This window comes from Streptomyces sp. NPDC058741 (genome assembly GCF_042746715.1).
GTDB lineage: Bacteria > Actinomycetota > Actinomycetes > Streptomycetales > Streptomycetaceae > Streptomyces.
This window is the reverse complement of the sequence record NZ_JBHYQH010000023.1, coordinates 81,067-102,780: the sequence shown is the minus strand read 5'-3', so window position 1 is coordinate 102,780 and position 21,714 is coordinate 81,067. Positions and strand designations below refer to the sequence as shown.

General features: G+C 72.6%; 16 protein-coding genes. 8 read left to right on the top strand and 8 right to left on the bottom strand.

The annotated features are described in order from the left end of the window. Positions 1–144: 144 nt before the first annotated feature. The 5 genes from ACFW6P_RS19910 to ACFW6P_RS19890 are packed head-to-tail and all read right to left on the bottom strand — an operon-like array spanning position 145 to position 5,773. A complete protein-coding gene (locus tag ACFW6P_RS19910) occupies positions 145–1,455 on the bottom strand; it encodes a DUF58 domain-containing protein (RefSeq protein ID WP_386348727.1) in 1,311 nt (436 codons plus the stop codon). Beyond that, a complete protein-coding gene (locus tag ACFW6P_RS19905) occupies positions 1,455–2,444 on the bottom strand; it encodes an AAA family ATPase (protein WP_386348758.1) in 990 nt (329 codons plus the stop codon). Before ACFW6P_RS19905 ends, ACFW6P_RS19910 begins: the two co-directional genes overlap by 1 nt. Beyond that, positions 2,444–3,640, bottom strand: a complete 1,197-nt coding sequence (locus ACFW6P_RS19900; protein ID WP_386424296.1) for a DUF4350 domain-containing protein — start codon at positions 3,638–3,640, stop codon at positions 2,444–2,446. Before ACFW6P_RS19900 ends, ACFW6P_RS19905 begins: the two co-directional genes overlap by 1 nt. Further along, positions 3,637–4,392 (bottom strand): DUF4129 domain-containing protein, encoded by a 756-nt coding sequence (locus ACFW6P_RS19895; protein ID WP_386424294.1) that lies wholly within the window; start codon positions 4,390–4,392, stop codon positions 3,637–3,639. Before ACFW6P_RS19895 ends, ACFW6P_RS19900 begins: the two co-directional genes overlap by 4 nt. 4 nt (positions 4,393–4,396) lie before the next feature. Further along, positions 4,397–5,773: a glycerophosphoryl diester phosphodiesterase membrane domain-containing protein gene (locus ACFW6P_RS19890; RefSeq protein WP_386424292.1), complete on the bottom strand. Its 1,377-nt coding sequence runs from the start codon at positions 5,771–5,773 to the stop codon at positions 4,397–4,399. Between the two features lie 140 nt (positions 5,774–5,913). Here ACFW6P_RS19890 and mtnA point away from each other — a divergent pair, with 140 nt between their 5' ends. The 7 genes from mtnA (at position 5,914) to ACFW6P_RS19855 (ending at position 14,994) form a co-directional block, all read left to right on the top strand. After that, entirely contained in the window at positions 5,914–7,062 is a 1,149-nt protein-coding gene (gene mtnA, locus ACFW6P_RS19885; RefSeq protein ID WP_386348715.1) for an S-methyl-5-thioribose-1-phosphate isomerase, read from the top strand. A 220-nt stretch (positions 7,063–7,282) separates the two neighbouring features. Then, the gene (gene mtrA, locus ACFW6P_RS19880) at positions 7,283–7,972 is read left to right on the top strand and encodes a two-component system response regulator MtrA (RefSeq protein WP_386424291.1); all 690 of its coding nucleotides are present in this window, start codon (positions 7,283–7,285) and stop codon (positions 7,970–7,972) included. A gap of 1 nt (position 7,973) precedes the next feature. Further along, positions 7,974–10,136, top strand: coding sequence for an MtrAB system histidine kinase MtrB (mtrB, locus tag ACFW6P_RS19875; RefSeq protein ID WP_386424289.1), 2,163 nt, complete (start codon positions 7,974–7,976; stop codon positions 10,134–10,136). Next, positions 10,126–11,958 (top strand): LpqB family beta-propeller domain-containing protein, encoded by a 1,833-nt coding sequence (locus ACFW6P_RS19870; RefSeq protein WP_386424288.1) that lies wholly within the window; start codon positions 10,126–10,128, stop codon positions 11,956–11,958. Before mtrB ends, ACFW6P_RS19870 begins: the two co-directional genes overlap by 11 nt. Positions 11,959–12,097: 139 nt before the next feature. Then, a complete protein-coding gene (locus ACFW6P_RS19865) occupies positions 12,098–13,018 on the top strand; it encodes a ComF family protein (protein ID WP_386424286.1) in 921 nt (306 codons plus the stop codon). A gap of 322 nt (positions 13,019–13,340) precedes the next feature. Then, complete coding sequence (hpf, locus tag ACFW6P_RS19860) at positions 13,341–14,042, top strand: ribosome hibernation-promoting factor, HPF/YfiA family (protein ID WP_386348701.1); 702 nt, start codon at positions 13,341–13,343, stop codon at positions 14,040–14,042. A 205-nt stretch (positions 14,043–14,247) separates the two neighbouring features. Further along, entirely contained in the window at positions 14,248–14,994 is a 747-nt protein-coding gene (locus ACFW6P_RS19855) for a response regulator (RefSeq protein ID WP_386348699.1), read from the top strand. 42 nt (positions 14,995–15,036) lie between these two features. On the opposite strand, the gene ACFW6P_RS19850 is transcribed toward ACFW6P_RS19855, so the two are convergent. Beyond that, positions 15,037–16,236, bottom strand: a complete 1,200-nt coding sequence (locus ACFW6P_RS19850; RefSeq protein WP_386424284.1) for a winged helix-turn-helix domain-containing protein — start codon at positions 16,234–16,236, stop codon at positions 15,037–15,039. 246 nt (positions 16,237–16,482) lie between these two features. After that, positions 16,483–17,052 (bottom strand): GNAT family N-acetyltransferase, encoded by a 570-nt coding sequence (locus ACFW6P_RS19845; protein WP_386424283.1) that lies wholly within the window; start codon positions 17,050–17,052, stop codon positions 16,483–16,485. A 301-nt stretch (positions 17,053–17,353) separates the two neighbouring features. On the opposite strand from ACFW6P_RS19845, the gene secA reads away from it, so the two are divergent. Beyond that, positions 17,354–20,200: a preprotein translocase subunit SecA gene (gene secA / locus ACFW6P_RS19840; protein ID WP_386424281.1), complete on the top strand. Its 2,847-nt coding sequence runs from the start codon at positions 17,354–17,356 to the stop codon at positions 20,198–20,200. 93 nt (positions 20,201–20,293) lie between these two features. Here secA and ACFW6P_RS19835 read toward each other — a convergent pair whose 3' ends face one another. Beyond that, complete coding sequence (locus ACFW6P_RS19835; protein WP_386348688.1) at positions 20,294–20,938, bottom strand: Rv3235 family protein; 645 nt, start codon at positions 20,936–20,938, stop codon at positions 20,294–20,296. Between the last annotated feature and the right edge of the window lie 776 nt (positions 20,939–21,714).

Below are 21,714 nucleotides of genomic sequence, written 5' to 3'. Positions count from 1 at the left end.
TGGTACTGCAGGGGGGACCCTGTGGGAGAGTAGGACGCCGCCGAACAATTATTGGGAGAACCCCCGCATCTGGTGATGCGGGGGTTCTCTGCGTTCTGGAGACGAGGGAAACCCGTGGGTCCCCTCTCGGGGACCCACGGGTCATTACAGGCGTCCTGCCGCTTTCAGCGCCAGGTATGCGTCCGCCAGGACCGGTGCCAGGTCGTCCGGTGTGGCGTCCACGACCGTGACGCCGTGACGGCGGAGCTGTTCCGCTGTGCGATGGCGTTCCGACTGGGCCCGGGCTGCCGAAGCGGCCTCGTAGACGGCGTCGACGTCTCCCCGGGCTGTGGCCATCCCGCTGATGTGCGGGTCCGCCACGGAAGCCAACAGGACCGTGTGGCGCTGTGTGAGTTGCTGGAGGACCGGGAGCAGGCCTTCCTCGATGGGCGCCGCGTCGAGGCTCGTCAGCAGGACGATCAGGGAACGGCGGGGCGACGTACGGAGCGCGGTGGCGGTGAGGCCTCGCGCGTTCGTTTCGACGAGTTCCGGTTCGAGTGTGGCCATGGCGTTGACCAGGGATGGAAGCACGTCACCCGCCGAGCGGCCCTGGACGAGGGCGCGGACCCCGCGGTCGTAGGCGAGGAGGTCGACGCGGTCGCCGGCGCGGGAGGCGAGGGCCGCCAGGAGCAGGGCCGCGTCCATGGAGGCGTCGAGGCGCGGTGCGTCGCCCACGCGGCCCGCCGAGGTGCGGCCGGTGTCGAGGACCAGGAGGATGTGGCGGTCGCGTTCGGGACGCCAGGTGCGGACGGCGACCGTGGTCTGGCGGGCCGTGGCGCGCCAGTCGATGGAGCGGGTGTCGTCGCCCGGGACGTACTCGCGCAGGCTGTCGAACTCGGTGCCCTGGCCGCGGGTGAGGACGCTGGTGCGGCCGTCCAGTTCACGGAGGCGGGCCAGTTTCGAGGGCAGGTGCTTGCGGCTGGTGAACGGGGGCAGGACGCGGACCGTCCACGGCACCCTGTGGGTGCCTTGGCGGGAGAAGAGGCCCAGGGGGCCGTAGGAGCGGATGGTGATGCGGTCGGCCTGGCGGTCGCCCCGGCGGGTGGGGCGCAGGCGGGTCGTGAGGCGTCGGCGTTCCCCCGCGGGGACCGTGAGGCGGTGGCGGGAGGCCGTGGTCTCGGTGCCCGGCTGCCAGCTGCTGGGGGGCCAGGCGTCGCGGAGATGGGCGCGCAGGGGACGGCGGGACGGGTTGGTGACCGTGAGGGTCACGTCGGCGGTGTCGCCCAGACGTACGGAGGTGTCGCCGGAGCGGTTCAGGCCGAGGCGCCGTACGGGGGCGGCCAGGGCGAAATCGCAGGCGCAGGCCAGGGCAAGGGGGGTGTTGACCGCCAGGATGCCCGTCCAGCTGGGCTCCCAGATCCCGACCGGAAGGGAGCCCAGGGCCGCGAGGAGGGCGGCGCGTCCGGTGAGTGCCATCAGCGGGGGACGGGGACGTGGGCCAGGATCGCGTTGATGACGGAGTCGGCCGTCACGCCTTCCATTTCGGCCTCCGGGCGGAGCTGGACGCGGTGGCGGAGAGTGGGGAGGGCGAGGGCCTTCACGTCGTCGGGGATGACGTAGTCGCGGCCGGTCAGCCAGGCCCAGGCGCGAGCGGTGGCGAGGAGGGCCGTGGCGCCCCGGGGTGAGACGCCGAGGGCGAGGGAGGGCGACTCTCGGGTGGCGCGGCAGATGTCGACGACGTAGGCGGTGATCTCCGGGGAGACGGTCGTCTTGGCGACGGCGGCGCGGGCCGCTTCCAGGTCCGCCGGGCCCGCCACGGGGCGTACGCCGGCGGCCTTGAGGTCGCGGGGGTTGAAGCCCTCGGCGTGGCGGGTGAGGACGTCGATCTCGTCCTGGCGGGAGGGCAGGGGGATGGTGAGCTTGAGGAGGAAGCGGTCCAGCTGGGCTTCCGGGAGGGGGTAGGTGCCCTCGTACTCGACCGGGTTCTGCGTCGCCGCCACCAGGAACGGCTCGGGGAGGAGGCGGGGGGTGCCGTCGACGGTGACCTGGCGTTCCTCCATGGCCTCCAGGAGGGACGACTGGGTCTTCGGCGGGGTGCGGTTGATCTCGTCGGCCAGGAGCAGGTTGGTGAAGACCGGGCCGGGCTGGAAGGAGAACTCGGCGGTGCGGGCGTCGTAGACCAGGGAGCCCGTGACGTCGCTCGGCATGAGGTCGGGGGTGAACTGGACGCGCTTGGTGTCCAGTTCGAGGGCGGAGGCGAGGGCGCGGACCAGGAGGGTCTTCGCGACGCCGGGGACGCCTTCGAGGAGGACGTGGCCGCGGCAGAGCAGAGCGACGACGAGACCGGTCACGGCGGGGTCCTGGCCGACCACGGCCTTGGCGATCTCGGCGCGCAGGGCCTCCAGGGAGTCCCGGGCGGTGCCCGGACTCTCGCTCGGCCCGGCGTTGTCAGTGGTCGGGTCCATCATGGACGGCGTACCTCTCTTTCGAGGGCGTCGAGTCGGTCGGCGAGTGCGATGAGTGCCGCGTCGTCGCCGGGCTGGGGTCCGAAGAGGAGTGCGTGCAGGTCCTGTCCGTCGCCGTGGAGGTGGGCGGAGAGGGCGGGGAGCAGTGCCTCGGGCGAGTCCGCCTGGGTGACGGGGACGCCTACGAGGGGGGCGAGACGGGTGCGTGTGGTGGAGCGAAGAGCGGCGGCCGCGCGGTCGTGGGCGTCGGCCTTGCGGTAGAGGCGGGCACGGCCTTCGGCGGTTTCGGAGGCGCGGATCGTGACGGGGAGTTTTTCGGGAACGAGGGGGCCGAGTCGGCGTGCCCGCCACAGGGCGGCCAGGGCCGCGGCGATGAAGAGCTGCAGGGTGCCCCAGAGCCAGCCCGCGGGGAGCAGGTCGAAGAAGCCGCGTTCGTCGTCTGTGCCGTGGTCCGAGGTGTCGGAGAGCGAGGGGAGGTACCAGACGAGATGGGGACGGGAGCCGAGGAGCTGGAGGGCGAGCGAGGCGTTGCCCTGCTCGTCGAGGCGCGTGTTGAGGATGATGTCGGGCGCGCCGAGGACGACGGTGTCGCCTCCGCCCTTCTCGGCGGGGAGGCGCAGCAGGGTGGCCAGGCGTTCGCTGGGGTAGCAGGCGTCGGCGCCGAGGTGCGTGGTGGTGTAGCGGACGCCTCCCGTTCGGGCGGTGCCGGCGCGTCGGGCGGCGGGCAGGTCGCAGTCGGGGGAAAGCGTCGAGTCGAGGCTGGTGGCGGGGTCGGCGGTGACGCCGGGAGCGAGCCGTTCGACGGAGGCGCTGCCGGAGGCGACCAGGACGGTGCGGCCGCCGGATTCGGCGAACGCGTCGTGCAGGCGGGACTGCTGGCCGCGGGTCAGCCGGTCGGGGACGGCGACCAGGAGGGTGGTGTCCGGGCCGGTCGCGGCGGCGGCCTCGTCGAGGGTGGTGACGACGCGGGTGTCGACGCCTCCTTCGGCGAGGAGTTCGGCGATCGCGCGGCTGCCGTTGGGGTCGGCGGAGCGCGGGTCGAGTTCGCCGTGCCGGGCGTCGGAGCGGATCACCGCGATGGCGACGGCCCCGGCGATGAGCAGGACGAGGGCCAGCGCGACACCGCGGGTGCGGGTCCATACCTGGCGTGCGGTGGGCGAGGCCGAGGTGGACGGGAGCGTGGCCTCGGTGGTCATTCGGCGGCTCCCTGGCTGCGGGCGGCGGCCGTGCCGGCGAGCCGGGGCTTGGCGCGTTCGAGGTCGCCGTCGAGTGCGGTGATGCGCCGGTACGTCTCTGCGGTCGCCGAGCGGCCGCCGTACGTGACGTCGTCGAAGTCGCGGGCGGCGGTGCGCAGCCGGTCGGTGTGGTCGGGCAGGGCGCGGCCGGCTTCGGCTGCGGCCTCGTCGGCGGTGCGGCCGGGGCGTATGTCGAGGAGGGCGCGTTCCTCCAGGGCGCGGACGAGGGCGCGCATGCGTTCCTGGACGGCCTGGTTCCAGTGGCCCTGGGCGGCGTGTGCCTCGGCGGCCGCGCGGTGGTCGGCGGCGCTGCGGGGGCGGTCGTCGAACAGGGCGGCGGACGGGGTGGGGTGGCGGCGCGGGGTGCCCAGCCGCCACCAGAGGGCGGCCAGGACGGCGACGACGGCCAGGATGACGACGACCAGTCCGAGGGTACCGCCGGGGGTGGCGGTCGAGGCGGTGTCGAAGAGGGTGCCGAGCCAGTCCCAGAAGGCGTCGAGGGCGCGCTGGAAGAGACTGGGGTCGTCCTCGTGGTACATCCGCTTGGACAGCTCGCGCCGCGCCGCCTCCCGTGCGGGGTCGCGCGGGATGGTGAGGGGCGGCTCGTCCCCGGAGCGGGCCGGCGACAGTGCGGAGGTGTCGCCGGCGCTCAGCAGCGTCCGTATGGCGGCGCGCGGCAGCGCCGTGGTGAGAAGTTCCCCCGCCGAGCTCACCGCATCAGCTCCCCGGGGTGGTGCCGGGGACGGCGGGGCCGTAGCCCTGCACTCCGGCGGCGCGGGCCAGTTCGAGGTCGAGGGCCTCGCGGCGGATGCGCTGGTCGATGTAGAGGAGCACGGTGACGCCGGCCGTGATCGGGAACGTGATCATGGAACCGATCACCGAGCCGATGCCGCTGACGATGAGGAACGTCCAGCCGAGGCTGCCGGGGCCGCTGCTGAGCCAGCCGGTGAGGCCGCCTCCGCTGAGGGCCGCGGCCAGGAAGGCGAAGGGGATGACGATGATCGAGGCGACGACCTTCGCGATGATCGCGGCGAGCAGCTGGATGCCGAAGATCCGCCACCAGGTGCCCTGAACGAGCTTCGTGGAGCGGCTCATGGCCTTCTTGATGCCCTGCTTCTCCAGCATCAGGGCGGGCGAGGCGAGGGAGAAGCGGATCATCAGCCAGAGGGCGACGATGCCGGCGCCGATGATGCCCAGGACGGTGAGGGCGACGCCCGCCGGGCCGTTCACGGAGACGCCGACGAGGATGCCGGGCAGGGCGCCGGCGGCGACGAGGCCGGTGGTGATGAGCAGCAGCAGGCAGATGAGACCGAACAGGCCGGCGATCTGAGGGCGGGCGTCGCGCCAGGCCTCGCCGAGGTTCACCGGCTTGCCGAGCACGGCGCGGCTGGTCACGGTCGTGAGCAGGGCCGTCGCGATGACCGTGCCGACCAGGGAGATCACGAGGATGACGGTGGAGCTGAGCAGGGCGTCGCCCATGGCGCGACTCAGCTCGGTGACGGTGGCGCTCGGGTCGTTGAGGGCCTCGGTGCTGGAGTCGTCCAGGACGAGGCCCTGGAACAGCACGACGATGATCTGCGTGAGGACCGCGACGGTCAGCGAGATGCCCAGGACCGTGCGCCAGTAGGTGCGCATGGTGGAGACCGCGCCGTCGAGGATCTCGCCCACGCCGAGGGGGCGCAGCGGGATCACCCCGGGCTTGGCGGCGGGCGGGGGGCCGCCCCAGCCGCTTCCCCAGCCGCCGTGGGGACCGGGGCCGCCGGGGTGGCCGTATCCGCCGGGGCCCGCCGGTCCGAATCCGCCGGGGCCGTGGGCACCGGGGGGCTGGTGGCCCCAGCCGGGGCCGGGCGGCGGGGGCGGGGGTGCCTGGCCCGGGGCGGCCGGGCCGCCGGGGGCGGACCACTGGGCCGGCGGTGGCTGTTCCTTGGACCACGGGGAGCCGGGGCCCTGCGGGGCCTGGCCGGGCTGGGCCGGCCCGCCCGCGGGGTGCGCCGGGCCGGGGCGGTCAGCGGGCTCGGCAGGGCCGGAGGTGCCCGGCTGCTGCCCGTCGGACGGGGCGGATCCGGGCGAGGCCCAGCCCGGAGTGTCGTTCATCGTCGCTCCTTCACGGTGCCCGTCCGCGGTCGCGGCGGCAGGTTGGCAGCCATCGTGCCATGGGGTGGTCTTGGTGTGACGGTCCGCGGTAGGGCGTGCGTACCTTCAATTGTCCGCCGGATAACGGGCAGACTGATCGCATGGCTGATCAGTACGCGTACAGCGGCGATGACAAGCGGCCGACCGAGATCCCCGCGATCCGCTGGGAGGAGCCGCCGGAAGGGCCGGTCCTGGTCCTGCTCGACCAGACCAGGCTGCCGGCAGAGGAAGTCGAACTCGTGTGCACGGATGCGCCCGCACTCGTGGAGGCGATCCGCTCGCTGGCCGTGCGCGGGGCACCGCTGCTCGGCATCGCGGGCGCGTACGGTGTCGCGCTCGCCGCCGTGCGAGGGTTCGACGTGAACGACGCCGCGGCTGCGCTCGCGGGCGCCCGGCCGACGGCGGTGAACCTGGCTGTCGGTGTGCGTCGGGCGCAGGCGGCCCATGAGGCGGTGCTCGCCGAGGGCGGTGACGTCCGGCAGGCGGCCGCGGCGGCCCTGGCCGCGGCGCGGCAGCTGCACCGGGAGGACGCCGAGGCCAGTGCGCGGATGGCCGAGCACGGGCTGGCGCTGCTGGACGAGCTGCTGCCCGGAGGCGGGCACCGGATCCTCACCCACTGCAACACCGGTTCGCTGGTGTCGGGCGGGGAGGGCACGGCGTTCGCGGTGGCGCTCGCGGCGCACCGGGTGGGCCGGCTGCGGCGGCTGTGGGTGGACGAGACGCGTCCGCTGCTGCAGGGCGCGCGCCTGACGGCGTACGAGGCGGCGCGCAGCGGGATGGGCTACACGCTGCTCACGGACAACGCGGCGGGGTCGCTGTTCGCCGCCGGTGAGGTGGACGCCGTGCTGATCGGGGCGGACCGGATCACGGCGGACGGCTCGGTGGCGAACAAGGTGGGGAGCTATCCGCTGGCGGTGCTGGCGCGGTACCACCATGTGCCGTTCATCGTGGTGGCGCCGGTGACGACGGTCGATCTGGACACGGCCGACGGCGCGTCCGTCGAGGTCGAGCAGCGGCCCGGGCACGAGGTGACCGAGCTGGTGGCTCCGCAGGCGCCGGTGGCCGGATCCGAGGCGGGGGGCGGCATCCAGGTGGCTCCGCTGGGGACGCAGGCGTACAACCCTGCGTTCGACATCACCCCGCCCGAGCTGGTCACGGCGATCGTGACGGAGGAGGGAGTCGTCTCACCGGTGACCGCCGAGGCGCTCGCGGAGGTGTGTGCGCGCTCGCGCACGGCTTCGGGCGGCTGAGCCCGGGGCGGCGGGGGCCGGGCGGCCGGTCGCCGTCCCGTCCCCGCGCCCCTGGGCGTCAGGCGTCACCAGGGGCTCGTCCACCGTCCATCAGCGGCTTCGTCCCCGCCGTCGGGATCGTCGGCGGGCGGGCGAGGGCAGACAGTAGCGCTTGCTGCGACTATGGTCACTGGCCGGTGACCTACCTCACCACTGCCTTCGCCACCGTTATGAGAATGGGATGATGTCGTTTATGAAGGGACGAGTCCTTGTCGTCGACGACGACACCGCACTGGCCGAGATGCTCGGCATCGTGCTGCGTGGTGAGGGTTTCGAGCCGTCGTTCGTGGCTGACGGCGACAAGGCGCTGGCCGTGTTCCGGGAGGCCAAGCCGGATCTGGTGCTCCTCGACCTGATGCTGCCCGGCCGGGACGGCATCGAGGTGTGCCGCCTGATCAGGGCGGAGTCCGGGGTTCCGATCGTGATGCTGACGGCGAAGAGCGACACGGTCGACGTCGTCGTGGGCCTGGAGTCGGGTGCCGACGACTACATCGTGAAGCCGTTCAAGCCGAAGGAGCTCGTGGCCCGGATCCGGGCGCGGCTGCGGAGGTCGGAGGAGCCCGCTCCGGAGCAGCTCGCCATCGGTGACCTGGTCATCGACGTGGCCGGGCACTCCGTGAAGAGGGACGGGCAGCCGATCGCCCTGACGCCGCTGGAGTTCGACCTGCTGGTGGCGCTCGCGCGCAAGCCGTGGCAGGTGTTCACGCGTGAGGTGCTGCTGGAGCAGGTCTGGGGCTACCGGCACGCGGCGGACACGCGGCTGGTCAACGTGCATGTGCAGCGGCTGCGCTCCAAGGTCGAGAAGGATCCGGAGAAGCCGGAGATCGTGGTGACCGTGCGTGGTGTCGGGTACAAGGCAGGGCCGAGCTGACATGTCCGGCGACAGTGCCGCTCCGGCGCCCGGCCGGTCCGGGGGCCGCCCGGGGCGGCCTGTCGGGCGGAAGAGGCCCGGCTCCCGGTGGGGACGGTTGCTGGAGAGCGGACTGCTCCAGGGCGGTGTCCAGGGCAGCCCGGTCATCCGCCTGTTCATGCGGTGGGTGCGCCGGCCGCTGCTGCCTGTCATGCGGCTGTGGCGGCGCAACATCCAGCTCAAGGTCGTCGTCACGACGCTGCTGATGTCGCTGGGCGTGGTCCTGCTGCTGGGCTTCGTCGTCATCGGGCAGGTGCGCAACGGCCTGCTGGACGCCAAGGTGAGGGCGTCCCAGAGCCAGGCCGCGGGCGGGTTCGCGGTGGCCAAGCAGCGCGCCGACGACGCGCCCAGCGCCACCGGCGACGACGTCGCGACGGCCGACGGCCCTCCCGCGCAGAACGTCATCCAGTGGATGAGCGCCCTGGTCTCCTCGCTGTCCAGCGGCGGCCAGGGCGCCTTCGACGTGGTCACGCTCCCGGCCTCCGACGCGGACGGCGCCGGCGGGCGCGGACCGCGGGCCTCGGGCGAGGTCGACTGGAGCAAGAGCGTGCCCACCGACCTTCGCGAGCGCATCGGCAGCAGTACGACGGCCGCCCAGAGCTACACCCGCATCACGTACAACAACGCCACCAAGGACTCCCAGCCCGGCCTGGTCATCGGCAAGCAGGTCAACGACCCCAACGGCGACCCGTACCAGCTGTACTACCTCTTTCCGCTCACGCAGGAGGAGAAGTCGCTGAGCCTGGTCAAGGGCACGCTGGCGACGGCGGGGCTGTTCGTGGTGGTGCTGCTCGGGGCCATCGCCTGGCTGGTCGTACGGCAGGTCGTCACGCCGGTGCGGATGGCCGCGGGGGTCGCCGAGCGGCTGTCGGCGGGGCGGCTGCAGGAGCGGATGAAGGTCACGGGCGAGGACGACATCGCGCGGCTCGGCGAGGCCTTCAACAAGATGGCGCAGAACCTCCAGCTGAAGATCAGCCAGCTCGAGGAGCTGTCGCGGATGCAGCGCCGGTTCGTGTCGGACGTGTCGCACGAGCTGCGCACGCCGCTGACGACCGTGCGGATGGCCGCCGACGTCATCCACGAGGCGCGCGAGGACTTCGACCCGGTGACCGCGCGGTCGGCGGAGCTGCTCGCCGACCAGCTGGACCGGTTCGAGTCGCTGCTCGCGGACCTGCTGGAGATCAGCCGCTTCGACGCGGGCGCCGCCGCGCTGGAGGCGGAGCCGATCGACCTCCGGGACGTCGTCCGGCGGGTGGTCAGCGGGGCCGAGCCGCTCGCCGAGCGCAAGGGCACGCGGATCCGCGTCCTGGGGGACCAGCAGCCCGTCGTCGCCGAGGCCGACGCCCGGCGCGTGGAGCGGGTGCTGCGCAACCTCGTCGTCAACGCCGTCGAGCACGGCGAGGGCAACGACGTCGTCGTCAAGCTCGCCGCGGCCGGCGGTGCCGTGGCCGTCGCCGTGCGGGACTACGGGGTCGGGCTCAAGCCCGGTGAGGCGACCCGGGTCTTCAGCCGCTTCTGGCGGGCCGACCCGGCACGCGCGCGTACCACCGGTGGTACGGGTCTGGGCCTGTCCATCGCCCTGGAGGACGCGCGGCTGCACGGCGGCTGGCTCCAGGCGTGGGGAGAGCCGGGCGGCGGCTCACAGTTCCGGCTGACGCTGCCGAGGACGGCGGACGAGCCGCTGCGGGGCTCCCCCATACCGCTGGAGCCCAAGGACTCGCGGCGCAACCGGGGGCTCGACGACGCCGGGCTGCCGTGCGACGGCCGGGACGCCGAGAAGCGGGCGACCGTGCCGGCGCGGTCGGCGCACGGGCCGCTGTCCTCGGCGTCGAACCGGGATCCGATACCGCCGCGGGCCTCCGCGGTGGCTCCCACGGCCGATCCGACCGCCCTGCCCGGCAACGGTGCCCGTGTGGTGCCGAGGCCCGCTTCGTCCGTGCGGCGGCCGAACGACCCGGAGGCGGTGGAGCCGGCGCGTGGCGGGGGCGCCGGTGCGCCGCGTGGCGGCGGTCCGATCGCGGGTGGCGGCTCCGGGCGAGTGGAGCGGGAGGCTGCCGCAGTGCCCGGCGGGGAGACCGGGCCGGGAGAGGCGAACAGGCAAGGGGAGGCATCTCGTGGGCGCTGACCGCGAGGGGCGCGGCCGGCGCAGGCCCGCGCGCGTGATGGCGTACGCCGCAGGCGGTGTGCTGGTGCTGGCGGGGTGCGCCTCGATGCCGGACAGCGGCGATCTGCGCGACGTGGAGTCCACGCCGCGCCAGGAGACGCAGGTACGGGTGTTCGCCGTGCCGCCGGGGGAGGACGCGGCGCCCTCGGAGATCGTGCAGGGCTTCCTGGAGGCGCTCACCAGCGACGATCCGCACTACAGGACGGCCCGCCAGTACCTGACCGGCGATGCGGCCAAGACCTGGCGGCCGGAGCTGTCCACCACGGTGCTCACGGACGGGCCGGGCGCCAAGCCGGACGGCACGAGCGGGGGTGAGGACGCCCGCCGGATCACGTTCCGGCTGACCGGCACCAAGGTGGCCACCGTGGACGCGCAGCAGGCGTACGCGCCGGCGTCCGGACCGTACGGCAGGGCCGTGCATCTGACGCAGGACGAGAAGAGCGGGCAGTGGCGGATCGACGCGCTGCCGCAGGGCGTCCTCATGGGCCAGTCGGACTTCCAGCGCAACTACATGTCCGTCAGCAAGTACTACTTCGCGTCGAACTCGGTGGCGGCCGGGACGGACTCGCAGCCCACGGCGGTCGCGGACCCCGTGTACGTGCGCCGGCGCGTGGAGCCGATGACGCAGATGGTGCGGTCCCTGCTGAACGGACCGACGCGGTGGCTCAACCCCGTCGTGCGGTCGAGTTTCCCGACGGGCACGGCGCTGGCGAAGGACGCCGGTGCCCTGACGCCGGACGACCGGAACAGGCTCACGATCCCCCTCAACGACAGGGCCGCGGGCATCGGCTCCAACCGCTGCGACGAGATGGCCGCACAGCTGCTGTTCACGCTGCGCGACCTCAGTCCCGCCGTGGACGAGGTCGAGCTGCGGGCCGACGGGACGGAACTGTGCTCCCTCACGCAGGACGCGGCCGACGCGGCGGCCTTCCACAGCTCCGCGCGCCATCCCGACTACCTGTACTTCATCGACGCCAAGGACCGGCTCGTACGGCTCCCCGCCGGCACCCGCGACAGCGAGGCCGCCCCGGCGCCGGGAGCGCTGGGCGAGGGCGAGACGGCGCTGCGCTCGGTGGCGGTGTCACGCGACGAGCGCAGCGCGGCCGGTGTCGGCCTTGACGGCCGCTCGCTGTACGTGGGGTCGCTGGTCTCGGGCGGGTCGCTCGGCGAGCCGGTGCTGCGCAGCCGGGGCGAGAGCGAGGCGGACCGGCTGACGACCCCGAGCTGGGACGCGGAGGACGGTCTGTGGGTGGCCGACCGCGACCCCGACCGTCCCCGGTTGCTGCTGCTCCAGGAGGGCAAGGGCGATCCGTTGGAGGTCCGGACGACGCAGCTGGACGGCCGGATCCAGTCCGTGCGGGTGGCCGCCGACGGGGTGCGGATCGCGCTCGTCGTGGAGAAGGGCGGCAAGAGGACCCTCTTCGTCGGGTTGATCGAGCGGGACGGGAAGCCGGGGGAGGAGCCGGCCGTCCGGGTCGTCGAACTGCGCTCGGCGACACCCGAGTTGGAGGAGGTCACGGCCATGTCGTGGGCCGGGGACAGCCGGCTCGTGGTGGTCGGGCGCGAGCACGGGGGCGTGCAGCAGATGCGCTACGTGCAGGTCGACGGCTCCACACCGGACGTACCGCCGCCCGCGGCGCTGACCGGCGTCAAGGAGGTCACCGCCGCCGACGACGATGAGCTGCCGCTGGTGGCGTACTCGGTGGACGGGATCGTCCGGCTGCCGTCGGGCGCGCAGTGGCAGAAGGTGACGAAGGGGACGGCTCCGGTCTATCCGGGGTGAGCGGAGGGCGCCCGGCGGGACCGCTCCGCCGTCCGACTCCGTCCACGGGCTGTCGTCCCCGGGCCTCCCGGGCCGGTTGTCCACAGGTGGTTGTCCACAGGGGTGGCAAGGCCGCGTCCCGGGCTGCACAGTGGTCTGCATGCGGGGGTGGTGGCAGGACCTCACCGAGCTGGTGCTGCCGGGCGAGTGCGGCGGCTGCGGGGCGCCTCGTGCGGTGCTCTGCGGGCGGTGCCGCGCGGTGCTGGACCGGGCGGAGGTGCGGCACGTGCGGCCGGTGCCGGAGCCGCCCGGACTGCCCGTGGTGCACGCGGCGGCCTCCTATGCGGACGAGGTCCGGGCGACGCTGCTGGCCCACAAGGAACGGGGAGCGCTGGCACTGGCCGGTCCGCTGGGCGCCGCCCTGGCGGGGGCCGTGCGGGCGGGGCTCCGAGGGGCGTGGCCGGCAGGCGGGCCCCGGGGGTCCGGGTGTTCCGGGGAGCCCGTGCTGCTCGTGCACGTGCCGTCCGGGCGGCGCGCCGTGCGGGCCCGGGGACATGATCCGGCGCGGCGGATCGCGCTCGCGGCGGCGGGTGAGCTGCGGCGGGGCGGGGTTCCGGCCCGGGTGCTGGGTGTGCTGCGGCAGCGGCGGGTGGTGGCCGACCAGTCGGGGCTCAACTCCCGGCAGCGGCGGGACAATCTCGCGGGCGCTCTGTCGGTGGTGCCCGGTGGCGCCGGGTTGCTGGGAGCGGGGCCGGTCGTCCTCGTGGACGACGTGATGACCACGGGGGCGTCCCTGGCGGAGGCCGCGCGGGCTGTGCGGGCGGCCGCACACGGGCGGGTGGTGCGGCACGGGCCGCGGGACGAGCCGGGGGCGGGGCTGAATTCCGACGCCGGGTGGACTGCCGCCGTGTACGGGGAGAGACGTGGGAAAGCGGAGAGGAACAGCGCGTCGGATCAAGGCGGGAGAGGACGGGCCGGTGGCCCCGCCGACAGGGAACGACGGGTGTGGACGGCGCCCGCGGAGTCGTCGATGTGGTGTGCGCGGCAGTGGTCGCGGCGTCACCCGACTCTTTCGAAATGAACCGGAACTGACTGAGATCTTGTGTCGTTGCAGGTAAGGAGAGGGCCTTTTCACCGGAACGGAGGTACGCCGCAGTAGAGGGTGACGACATCCGTCCGGGCGAGATATGTTCGGTCCAGAGGGAAAGCCGCAGGCCACACCTCTTGAATCCGAATGCCGTTCTGCGGGTTTTTCTTCATCACTCGCGACGGTGGAGTGGAGTTCTCGCCCTCGGGGGAGGAGGTGGAAGTCACCGAGTCCGAGGTTCCGGTACACACCGGAACCTGGTGCAAAAGGGAGATGCTCCGCAGCGAAGCGGAGCGATCCGGGAACGGAGTTCTGCGTGGACATCGTCGTCAAGGGCCGCAAGACCGAGGTGCCCGAGCGGTTCCGGAAGCACGTGGCCGAGAAGCTGAAGCTGGAGAAGATCCAGAAGCTCGACGGCAAGGTGATCAGCCTCGACGTCGAGGTGTCCAAGGAGCCCAACCCCCGACAGGCCGACCGTTGTGACCGAGTGGAGATCACGCTCCGCTCCCGCGGTCCGGTGATCCGGGCGGAGGCGGCGGCGAGCGATCCGTACGCGGCGCTCGACCTGGCGGCGGAAAAGCTGGAAGCCCGGCTGCGCAGGCAGCACGACAAGCGGTTCTCGCGCCGTGGAGCGCGCCGGATCTCGGCCGCCGAGGTCGCCGACCACGTCCCGGGCGTGGCCACGCTCAACCCGAACGGCGAGGCGGTCCCCGCTCACGAGGAGGAGCCGGAGGCGGCCGTCCCCACGAAGAAGATCGGCTCGCTGGAAGTGCAGGGTGACGGCCCCATTGTCGTCCGCGAGAAGACCCACGTCGCAGCAGCCATGACCCTCGACCAGGCTCTCTACGAGATGGAGCTGGTCGGGCACGACTTCTATCTGTTCGTCGACTCCGAGACCAAGGAACCGAGTGTCGTCTACCGGCGGCACGCCTACGACTACGGCGTGATCCACCTCCGGACGGACACGATGGTCACACAGGCGCACTCCCCCGAGGCGGGCGGTGCGCTCGGCGGCTGACCGTGCCGGGTGAAAAGCGGAGCAGGTGCCCCTGGAGCGCGTGTGCGTCCCCAGGGGCACCCGTGTGCGACCACGTGGCGCCCGCTCCGGCACCCCGGCGCCGCTCAGGCATGGAATCATGGCGACCGCGGCCCAACCGGTGGGCCGTTGCTCTGGGTTGGCGATGGCTCAGGACCTCAGGCCGCAGCCTTCAGGGGGAGGAACGATGGCGGACAGCTTCGGACCGATGCGTGACGGTGACGCCCACGACGGCGTCGTCGGCACCGGCCCGGACACGGGGACTCCACGCAAGGAACCGATCAGGGTCCTGGTGGTGGACGACCACGCCCTGTTCCGCCGCGGCTTGGAGATCGTGCTCGCCGCCGAGGAGGACATCCAGGTCATCGGTGAGGCGGGCGACGGCGCCGAGGCCGTCGAGAAGGCCGCCGACCTGCTGCCCGACATCGTCCTGATGGACGTGCGGATGCCCAAGCGGGGCGGGATCGAGGCGTGCACCTCCATCAAGGAGGTGGCACCCAGCGCGAAGATCATCATGCTGACGATCAGCGACGAGGAAGCCGATCTCTACGACGCCATCAAGGCGGGGGCGACCGGCTATCTCCTCAAGGAGATCTCCACGGACGAGGTGGCCACCGCCATTCGCGCGGTCGCCGACGGGCAGTCGCAGATCAGCCCGTCCATGGCGTCGAAGCTGCTCACCGAGTTCAAGTCGATGATCCAGCGCACCGACGAGCGCCGGCTGGTGCCCGTACCGCGTCTGACGGACCGCGAGCTGGAGGTCCTCAAGCTCGTGGCGACGGGGATGAACAACCGTGACATCGCCAAGGAGTTGTTCATCTCCGAGAACACCGTGAAGAACCACGTGCGCAACATCCTGGAGAAGCTCCAGCTGCACTCCAGGATGGAGGCCGTGGTGTACGCGATGCGCGAGAAGATCCTCGAGATCCGCTGAGGGCCGGGCCTGCGGCCGTCACGGCGCTCGGGTGCTCCCGCGTCAGGCGGTCGCGCGGGCCAGTTCCCGCACGAGGGGCTCGCGCAGGCCGGGGGCGTCGACCCGTTCCACGCGGACGTCCGTGCAGTCCACCCACGTCGCCGCCTCGGTGAGGGCCTGCGCGACGGCCGGGACCGCCTTGGGGCCGTCGAGCGTGACCTGCCTGGCGACCAGCGTGCGGCCCTCACGGGCCGGATCCACCCGGCCGACGAGCCGGCCGCCGGCCAGGACCGGCATCGCGAAGTAGCCGTGCACGCGCTTCTGTCTGGGGACGTAGGCCTCCAGGCGGTGCGTGAAGCCGAAGATCCGCTCCGTGCGGGCCCGTTCCCAGATGAGGGAGTCGAAGGGCGACAGGAGCGTGGTGCGGTGCCGGCCGCGCGGCGGTGTCTCCAGCGCGGCCGGGTCGGCCCAGGCGGGCTTGCCCCAGCCCTCCACCGTGACCGGCACCAGACCCGAGTCGGCGATCACCGCGTCGACCTGCTCGCCCTTGAGGCGGTGGTAGTCGGCGATGTCCGCACGGGTCCCCACACCGAGGGACCGGCCCGCCAGACGGACCAGACGGCGCAGACACTCCGTGTCGTCCAGCCCGTCGTGCAGCAGCGGGTCCGGGATCGCGCGCTCGGCGAGGTCGTAGAGGCGCTTCCAGCCGCGGCGCTCCACGCACACCACCTCGCCGTACATCAGGGCGCGTTCGACGGCGACCTTGGAGCCGGACCAGTCCCACCAGTCGCTCGTCCTCTTCGCGCCGCCCAACTCCGTCGCCGTGAGCGGGCCTTCGGTGCGGAGCTGCTTGACGACCTGCTCGTAGGCGCCGTCGGGGAGCTCTTGGTTCCAGTGCGGGCGGTTGCGGTAGGCGCGCCTGCGGAAGGCGAAGTGGGGCCACTCCTCGATGGGCAGGATGCAGGCGGCGTGGGACCAGTACTCGAAGGCGTGGGGCCGGGCCTCCGGCGCGCCGGAGACCGAGGGCTTCCAGTAGGCGTCCTCGACCGTTCTCCGGCCCACCGCGCCCAGGCGGGCGTACGGGACGAGCTCGTGGGAGCGGGCCAGGACCGAGATCGTGTCGAGCTGTATCGCGCCCAGGTGGCGCAGGACGCCGCGGACGCCGGAGCGGCGGTCGGGGGCGCCGAGGAAGCCCTGGGCGCGGAGCGCGATTCTGCGGGCCTCGTCGGCGGAGAGGTCTGCGCTGGGACGCGGGGTGGTCATGGTTCCGCACGATAGGCGGTGGGACTGACAGGCGGACGTGACCTGCGGAATCGGCTGTCCGCTACCGCGCGCGGGCGCCGCAGGTGGTGGACCGGCGGGCCGAGCGCCGGGGCCGCGCGACGAGCGGCGAGGCCGAGCAAGCGGGCCGAGTGACCGAGTGGCGAGGACGAGCAAGCAGGCCAGTGACCGAGCCGGGCGGCCGAGCCGGGCGGTCCGGCCGGGCGGTCGGCGCGACCGGTCGGGCCGCTAGGCCGGGGCCGGCAGGTACGGGGCCGTCGAGGGAAGGCCGAGGTCCGACGGGAGCAGCGAGCCCACCCACAGGTCGCGGCGCACTCCCTTGTTGTTCATCGCGGAGCGCAGCGTGCCCTCGATCCTGAAGCCCGCGTGTTCCGCCACCGCGCGCGATCCCCGGTTCCCCACCTCCGCGCGCCATTCGACGCGGTCGACCGCGGCGTGGGCGAAGGCCCAGCGGCAGGCGGCGAGGGCGGCCTCGGTGACGTAGCCGCGGCCGCGGTGCTCCCTGACGGCCCAGAAGCCGATCTCCGCCGTGCCGAGGGCGCGCTCGGTGATGCCGAGCATGCCCGCGAGTTCTCCCGATCGGAGGAAGACGCCGAAGGTGAACGCCGACCCGTCCGCCCAGCCGTCCCGGACCATCTGCTCCGTGAAACCCCGGGCGTGCTCGCGCAGGTAGGGCGACGGGATCGTGGTCCAGCGCTGGATCTCGGGGTCCTGGCAGGCGTCGTACACCGCGTCGGTGTCCTGGGGGCCGACCGTGCGCAGCAGGAGGCGGTCCGTGGTGAGGGTGACGGGGTCCATCGGCCGATTCTGCCCGGCGGGTGTGCCGGAGCGCCGTCGGTTCGGCGCGGGCGACCGGCCCCGGGTGCCCGAGAGTGAGGTCGTGGTCACGCTTTGTGCAATTCGGTGGAGGGGTGCGGCACTATCCGGGGGGCCCGGGCGTTGTCCCCCGTGAAGCAGACGTGCACCAGAATCGAAGCAGCGGACGGTGCCGTCTCGGCAGGCCCTCCCGGCTCGGCGGGGTCCTCGCATACGATGGCCGTTGCTCAGTAAGTCAAGTGGTAACCGACCCCAGGCCCGACCGGCAAGGAGACCAACCCCCGTGTCCGTCCTCTCGAAGATCATGCGTGCAGGCGAAGGCAAGATCCTGCGCAAGCTGCACCGCATCGCGGACCAGGTCAACTCCATCGAAGAGGACTTCGTCGACCTCTCCGACGCCGAGCTGCGGGCCCTCACCGATGAGTACAGGCAGCGCTACACCGACGGCGAGAGTCTCGACGACCTGCTGCCCGAGGCGTTCGCCACCGTCCGCGAGGCCGCCAAGCGCGTCCTCGGCCAGCGTCACTACGACGTGCAGATGATGGGCGGCGCGGCCCTGCACATGGGCTACGTGGCGGAGATGAAGACCGGTGAGGGCAAGACCCTGGTGGGCACGCTGCCGGCGTACCTGAACGCCCTGTCCGGTGAGGGCGTCCACATCATCACGGTGAACGACTACCTGGCCGAGCGCGACTCCGAGATGATGGGCCGCGTCCACCGCTTCCTGGGCCTGACCGTCGGCTGCATCCTGGCGAACATGACGCCGGCTCAGCGTCGCGAGCAGTACGCCTGCGACATCACGTACGGCACGAACAACGAGTTCGGCTTCGACTACCTGCGCGACAACATGGCGTGGTCCAAGGACGAGCTCGTCCAGCGCGGCCACAACTTCGCCATCGTCGACGAGGTCGACTCCATCCTCATCGACGAGGCCCGTACGCCGCTGATCATCTCCGGCCCGGCCGACCAGGCCACCAAGTGGTACGGGGACTTCGCCAAGCTGGTGAAGCGCCTCAAGCGCGGCGAGGCCGGCCAGCCGCTCAAGGGCATCGAGGAGACCGGCGACTACGACGTCGACGAGAAGAAGCGCACGGTCGCGATCCACGAGTCCGGCGTCGCCAAGGTCGAGGACTGGCTGGGCATCGACAACCTCTACGAGTCGGTGAACACCCCGCTGGTGGGCTACCTGAACAACGCCATCAAGGCGAAGGAACTCTTCAAGAAGGACAAGGACTACGTCATCATCGACGACGAGGTCATGATCGTCGACGAGCACACCGGACGTATCCTCGCGGGCCGCCGTTACAACGAAGGCATGCACCAGGCCATCGAGGCGAAGGAAGGGGTGCCGATCAAGGACGAGAACCAGACGCTCGCCACGATCACCCTCCAGAACTTCTTCCGCCTGTACAAGCGCCACGACCACGACGACAAGGAACAGCCGGGTCTGTGCGGCATGACCGGTACGGCCATGACCGAGGCCGCCGAGTTCCACCAGATCTACAAGCTCGGCGTGGTGCCGATCCCGACCAACCGGCCGATGGTCCGCAAGGACCAGTCGGACCTGATCTACCGGACCGAGGTCGCCAAGTTCGAGGCGGTCGTCGACGACATCGAGGAGAAGCACCGCAAGGGCCAGCCGATCCTCGTCGGCACGACCTCGGTCGAGAAGTCCGAGTACCTCTCGCAGCAGCTCAGCAAGCGCGGCATCCAGCACGAGGTGCTGAACGCCAAGCACCATGAGCGCGAGGCGCAGATCGTCGCCCAGGCCGGCCGCAAGGGCAGTGTGACGGTCGCCACCAACATGGCCGGCCGCGGCACGGACATCAAGCTCGGCGGCAACCCAGAGGACCTCGCCGAGGCGGAGCTGCGCCAGCGCGGCCTCGACCCGGAGGAGCACATCGAGGAGTGGGCGCACGCCCTGCCCGAGGCGCTGGAGCGAGCCGAGAAGGCCGTCCGGACGGAGAAGGAGGAGGTCGAGAAGCTCGGCGGCCTCTACGTGCTGGGCACCGAGCGGCACGAGTCGCGGCGCATCGACAACCAGCTGCGCGGTCGTTCCGGCCGTCAGGGCGACCCCGGCGAGTCCCGCTTCTACCTCTCCCTCGGCGACGACCTGATGCGGCTGTTCAAGGCGCAGATGGTCGAGCGCGTGATGTCCATGGCGAACGTGCCGGACGACGTGCCGATCGAGAACAAGATGGTCACCCGCGCGATCGCCTCCGCCCAGTCGCAGGTCGAGCAGCAGAACTTCGAGACCCGCAAGAACGTCCTGAAGTACGACGAGGTCCTCAACCGCCAGCGCGAGGTCATCTACGGCGAGCGCCGCCGCGTCCTGGAGGGCGAGGACCTGCACGAGCAGGTGCAGCACTTCATGGACGACACCATCGAGGCCTACGTCCAGGCCGAGACCGCCGAGGGCTTCCCCGAGGACTGGGACCTCGACCGGCTGTGGGGCGCGTTCAAGCAGCTCTACCCGTGCGACGTCACCATCGAGGAGCTGGAGGAGGCGGCCGGCGACCGGGCCGGTCTGACCGCCGAGTTCATCGGCGATTCCGTCAAGGACGACATCCACGAGCAGTACGAGGCGCGTGAGGCGCAGCTCGGCTCCGAGATCATGCGTGAGCTGGAGCGCCGGGTCGTGCTGTCGGTGCTCGACCGCAAGTGGCGCGAGCACCTCTACGAGATGGACTACCTCCAGGAGGGCATCGGCCTGCGCGCGATGGCCCAGAAGGACCCGCTGGTCGAGTACCAGCGCGAGGGCTTCGACATGTTCACCGCGATGATGGAGGGCATCAAGGAGGAGTCCGTCGGCTACCTGTTCAACCTGGAGGTCCAGGTCGAGCAGCAGGTCGAGGAGGTCCCCGTCGAGGAGGCCAAGCCGGTGGCCGACCTGGAGAAGCACGACGCGGTGCCGGCGCAGGCCACTGCCCGCCCGGAGATCCGCGCCAAGGGGCTCGACGTCCCGCAGCGGCGCAACCTCCACTTCTCCGCGCCGACGGTCGACGGCGAGGGCGGCACGATCGAGGGCGACTTCGCCACCGACGACGAGCCGGTGCGTTCCGAGGCCGACGGCCTCACCCGCGCGGAGCGCCGCAAGCAGGCGCGCAGCCGGGGGCGTCGCAAGAAGTGACGGTGGGCGAAGCACCGTAGCGGTGTGAGGAAGGGCCGGGCACCCTCGGGTGGCCGGCCCTTCGGCTTCGCCGTTTCCGGCCGGTCGCGGGGATCAGTCGTCGTTCGTGTGGGGCGGGCGGGGGCCGCCCAGTTCGACCGCTGTGCAGCGCCAGCGGAGGTCCTGGCCGAGTTCCAGGCGGAACGCCATGGCGCGCAGCCGGTCGCCGGCGCCGACGCGGGCGAAGGCCTCGATGGCGCCGGGCCGTGGTTCGAAGTAGCCGATGTCCCGGACGACGGGGCGGGCGCCGCGGGTGCGCAGGGGACCGCGTTCGGCGAGCCAGGCCAGCTCGTCGTAGGCACGGCCACGGGTGTGGCGGAGCATCGCATGGACGGGGCGGTGGCCGCTCAGGACGGCGACGAGCAGATCGGCGAACCGGTCGGTGGGCAGAGGGTGCCGCAGCGGACGGCGCGGTGTCTGCCGCGGGACGCGGGGGCCGGTCTCGGCGGGCGCCGGGGTGCGGGCGCCGGTGGGAGCCGGGGCGGTGCTCTGCGGCGTCCTGCGAGCCGCTGGGCGCGTGCCGGGGAGGGTCGACGGGCGTGTGTCGGTGGGACGGGTCTGAGAGCGCCTGGTCCGGGCGGCGCCCGGAGGGCGGTCGCCGGCCGCCGGTGTGCGCCGCCCGCCGCCGGGGGTGCGGGGTGGGGCGGTGCTGCCGGGGGTGCGCGAACGCGAGCGGCCCTCGGCCGCGGTGGCGGCCACCGCGGTGGCGGCCGGGGCGGGGTGGGCGGCGGCATACGGGGTGGCCGCGTCCCGAGCGGGCGGCGTGGCGCTGCCCGCTCGGGACGCGATGACGTCGCTCAGGACCGGTGGGGCGGTGCTGTCCGCGGGGCAGTGCGGGACGGACAGGTCCTGGCGGACAGCGACCGCGCGCCGGCTTGCCGTCACGTCCCGGCGGGCCGTGGCCGTGTCCCGAGCGGGTGGTGCGGTGCCGCCCCCGCGGCGTGCGGGGGCGGAGCCCCGGGCAGGCGGTGCTGGGCGGTCCGTCCGGTGTGCCGTGCCGGTGCCCGGCGCAGCCGGTGCCGCGTCGGCCGCCCCACCGGTCGCCGTGGCCGAAGCAGTACCCGCGGCCGAAGGGGTGGCCGCTGCCGTGCCGTGCGTCCCCGGTCCGGCGGGTCGGCCCGGGGCGGTGCCCGTCGGGGGGTGGGTGGTCGGGCGGTGCGTCCTGGTCATGACCTTGTACATGGGGTCCCCGTTTCGTGGGCCGGATGCGGGTCCGGTCGGTACCGATGAGTAACTTCGGGTTGGTGATCTTGTACGGGGCCGACGGGGGGCGGAGCAAGCAAGGCGGCGTCGGGTCGGAGGCGCCGGAGAGTTCACTTATCCGGGTGATGAAGTGGGTCGGAGCCCTGTGGGGGCGCGGGTGCGGAGGGTGAATCCCCGGACTGGAGTGGACGCGTCGGGTGGTACCGGGCGGGACTCGAAAGAGGACGTCCCGCACGTATCCTGAAGGCCTCTCCGGAGCCCTCCGGCCACGA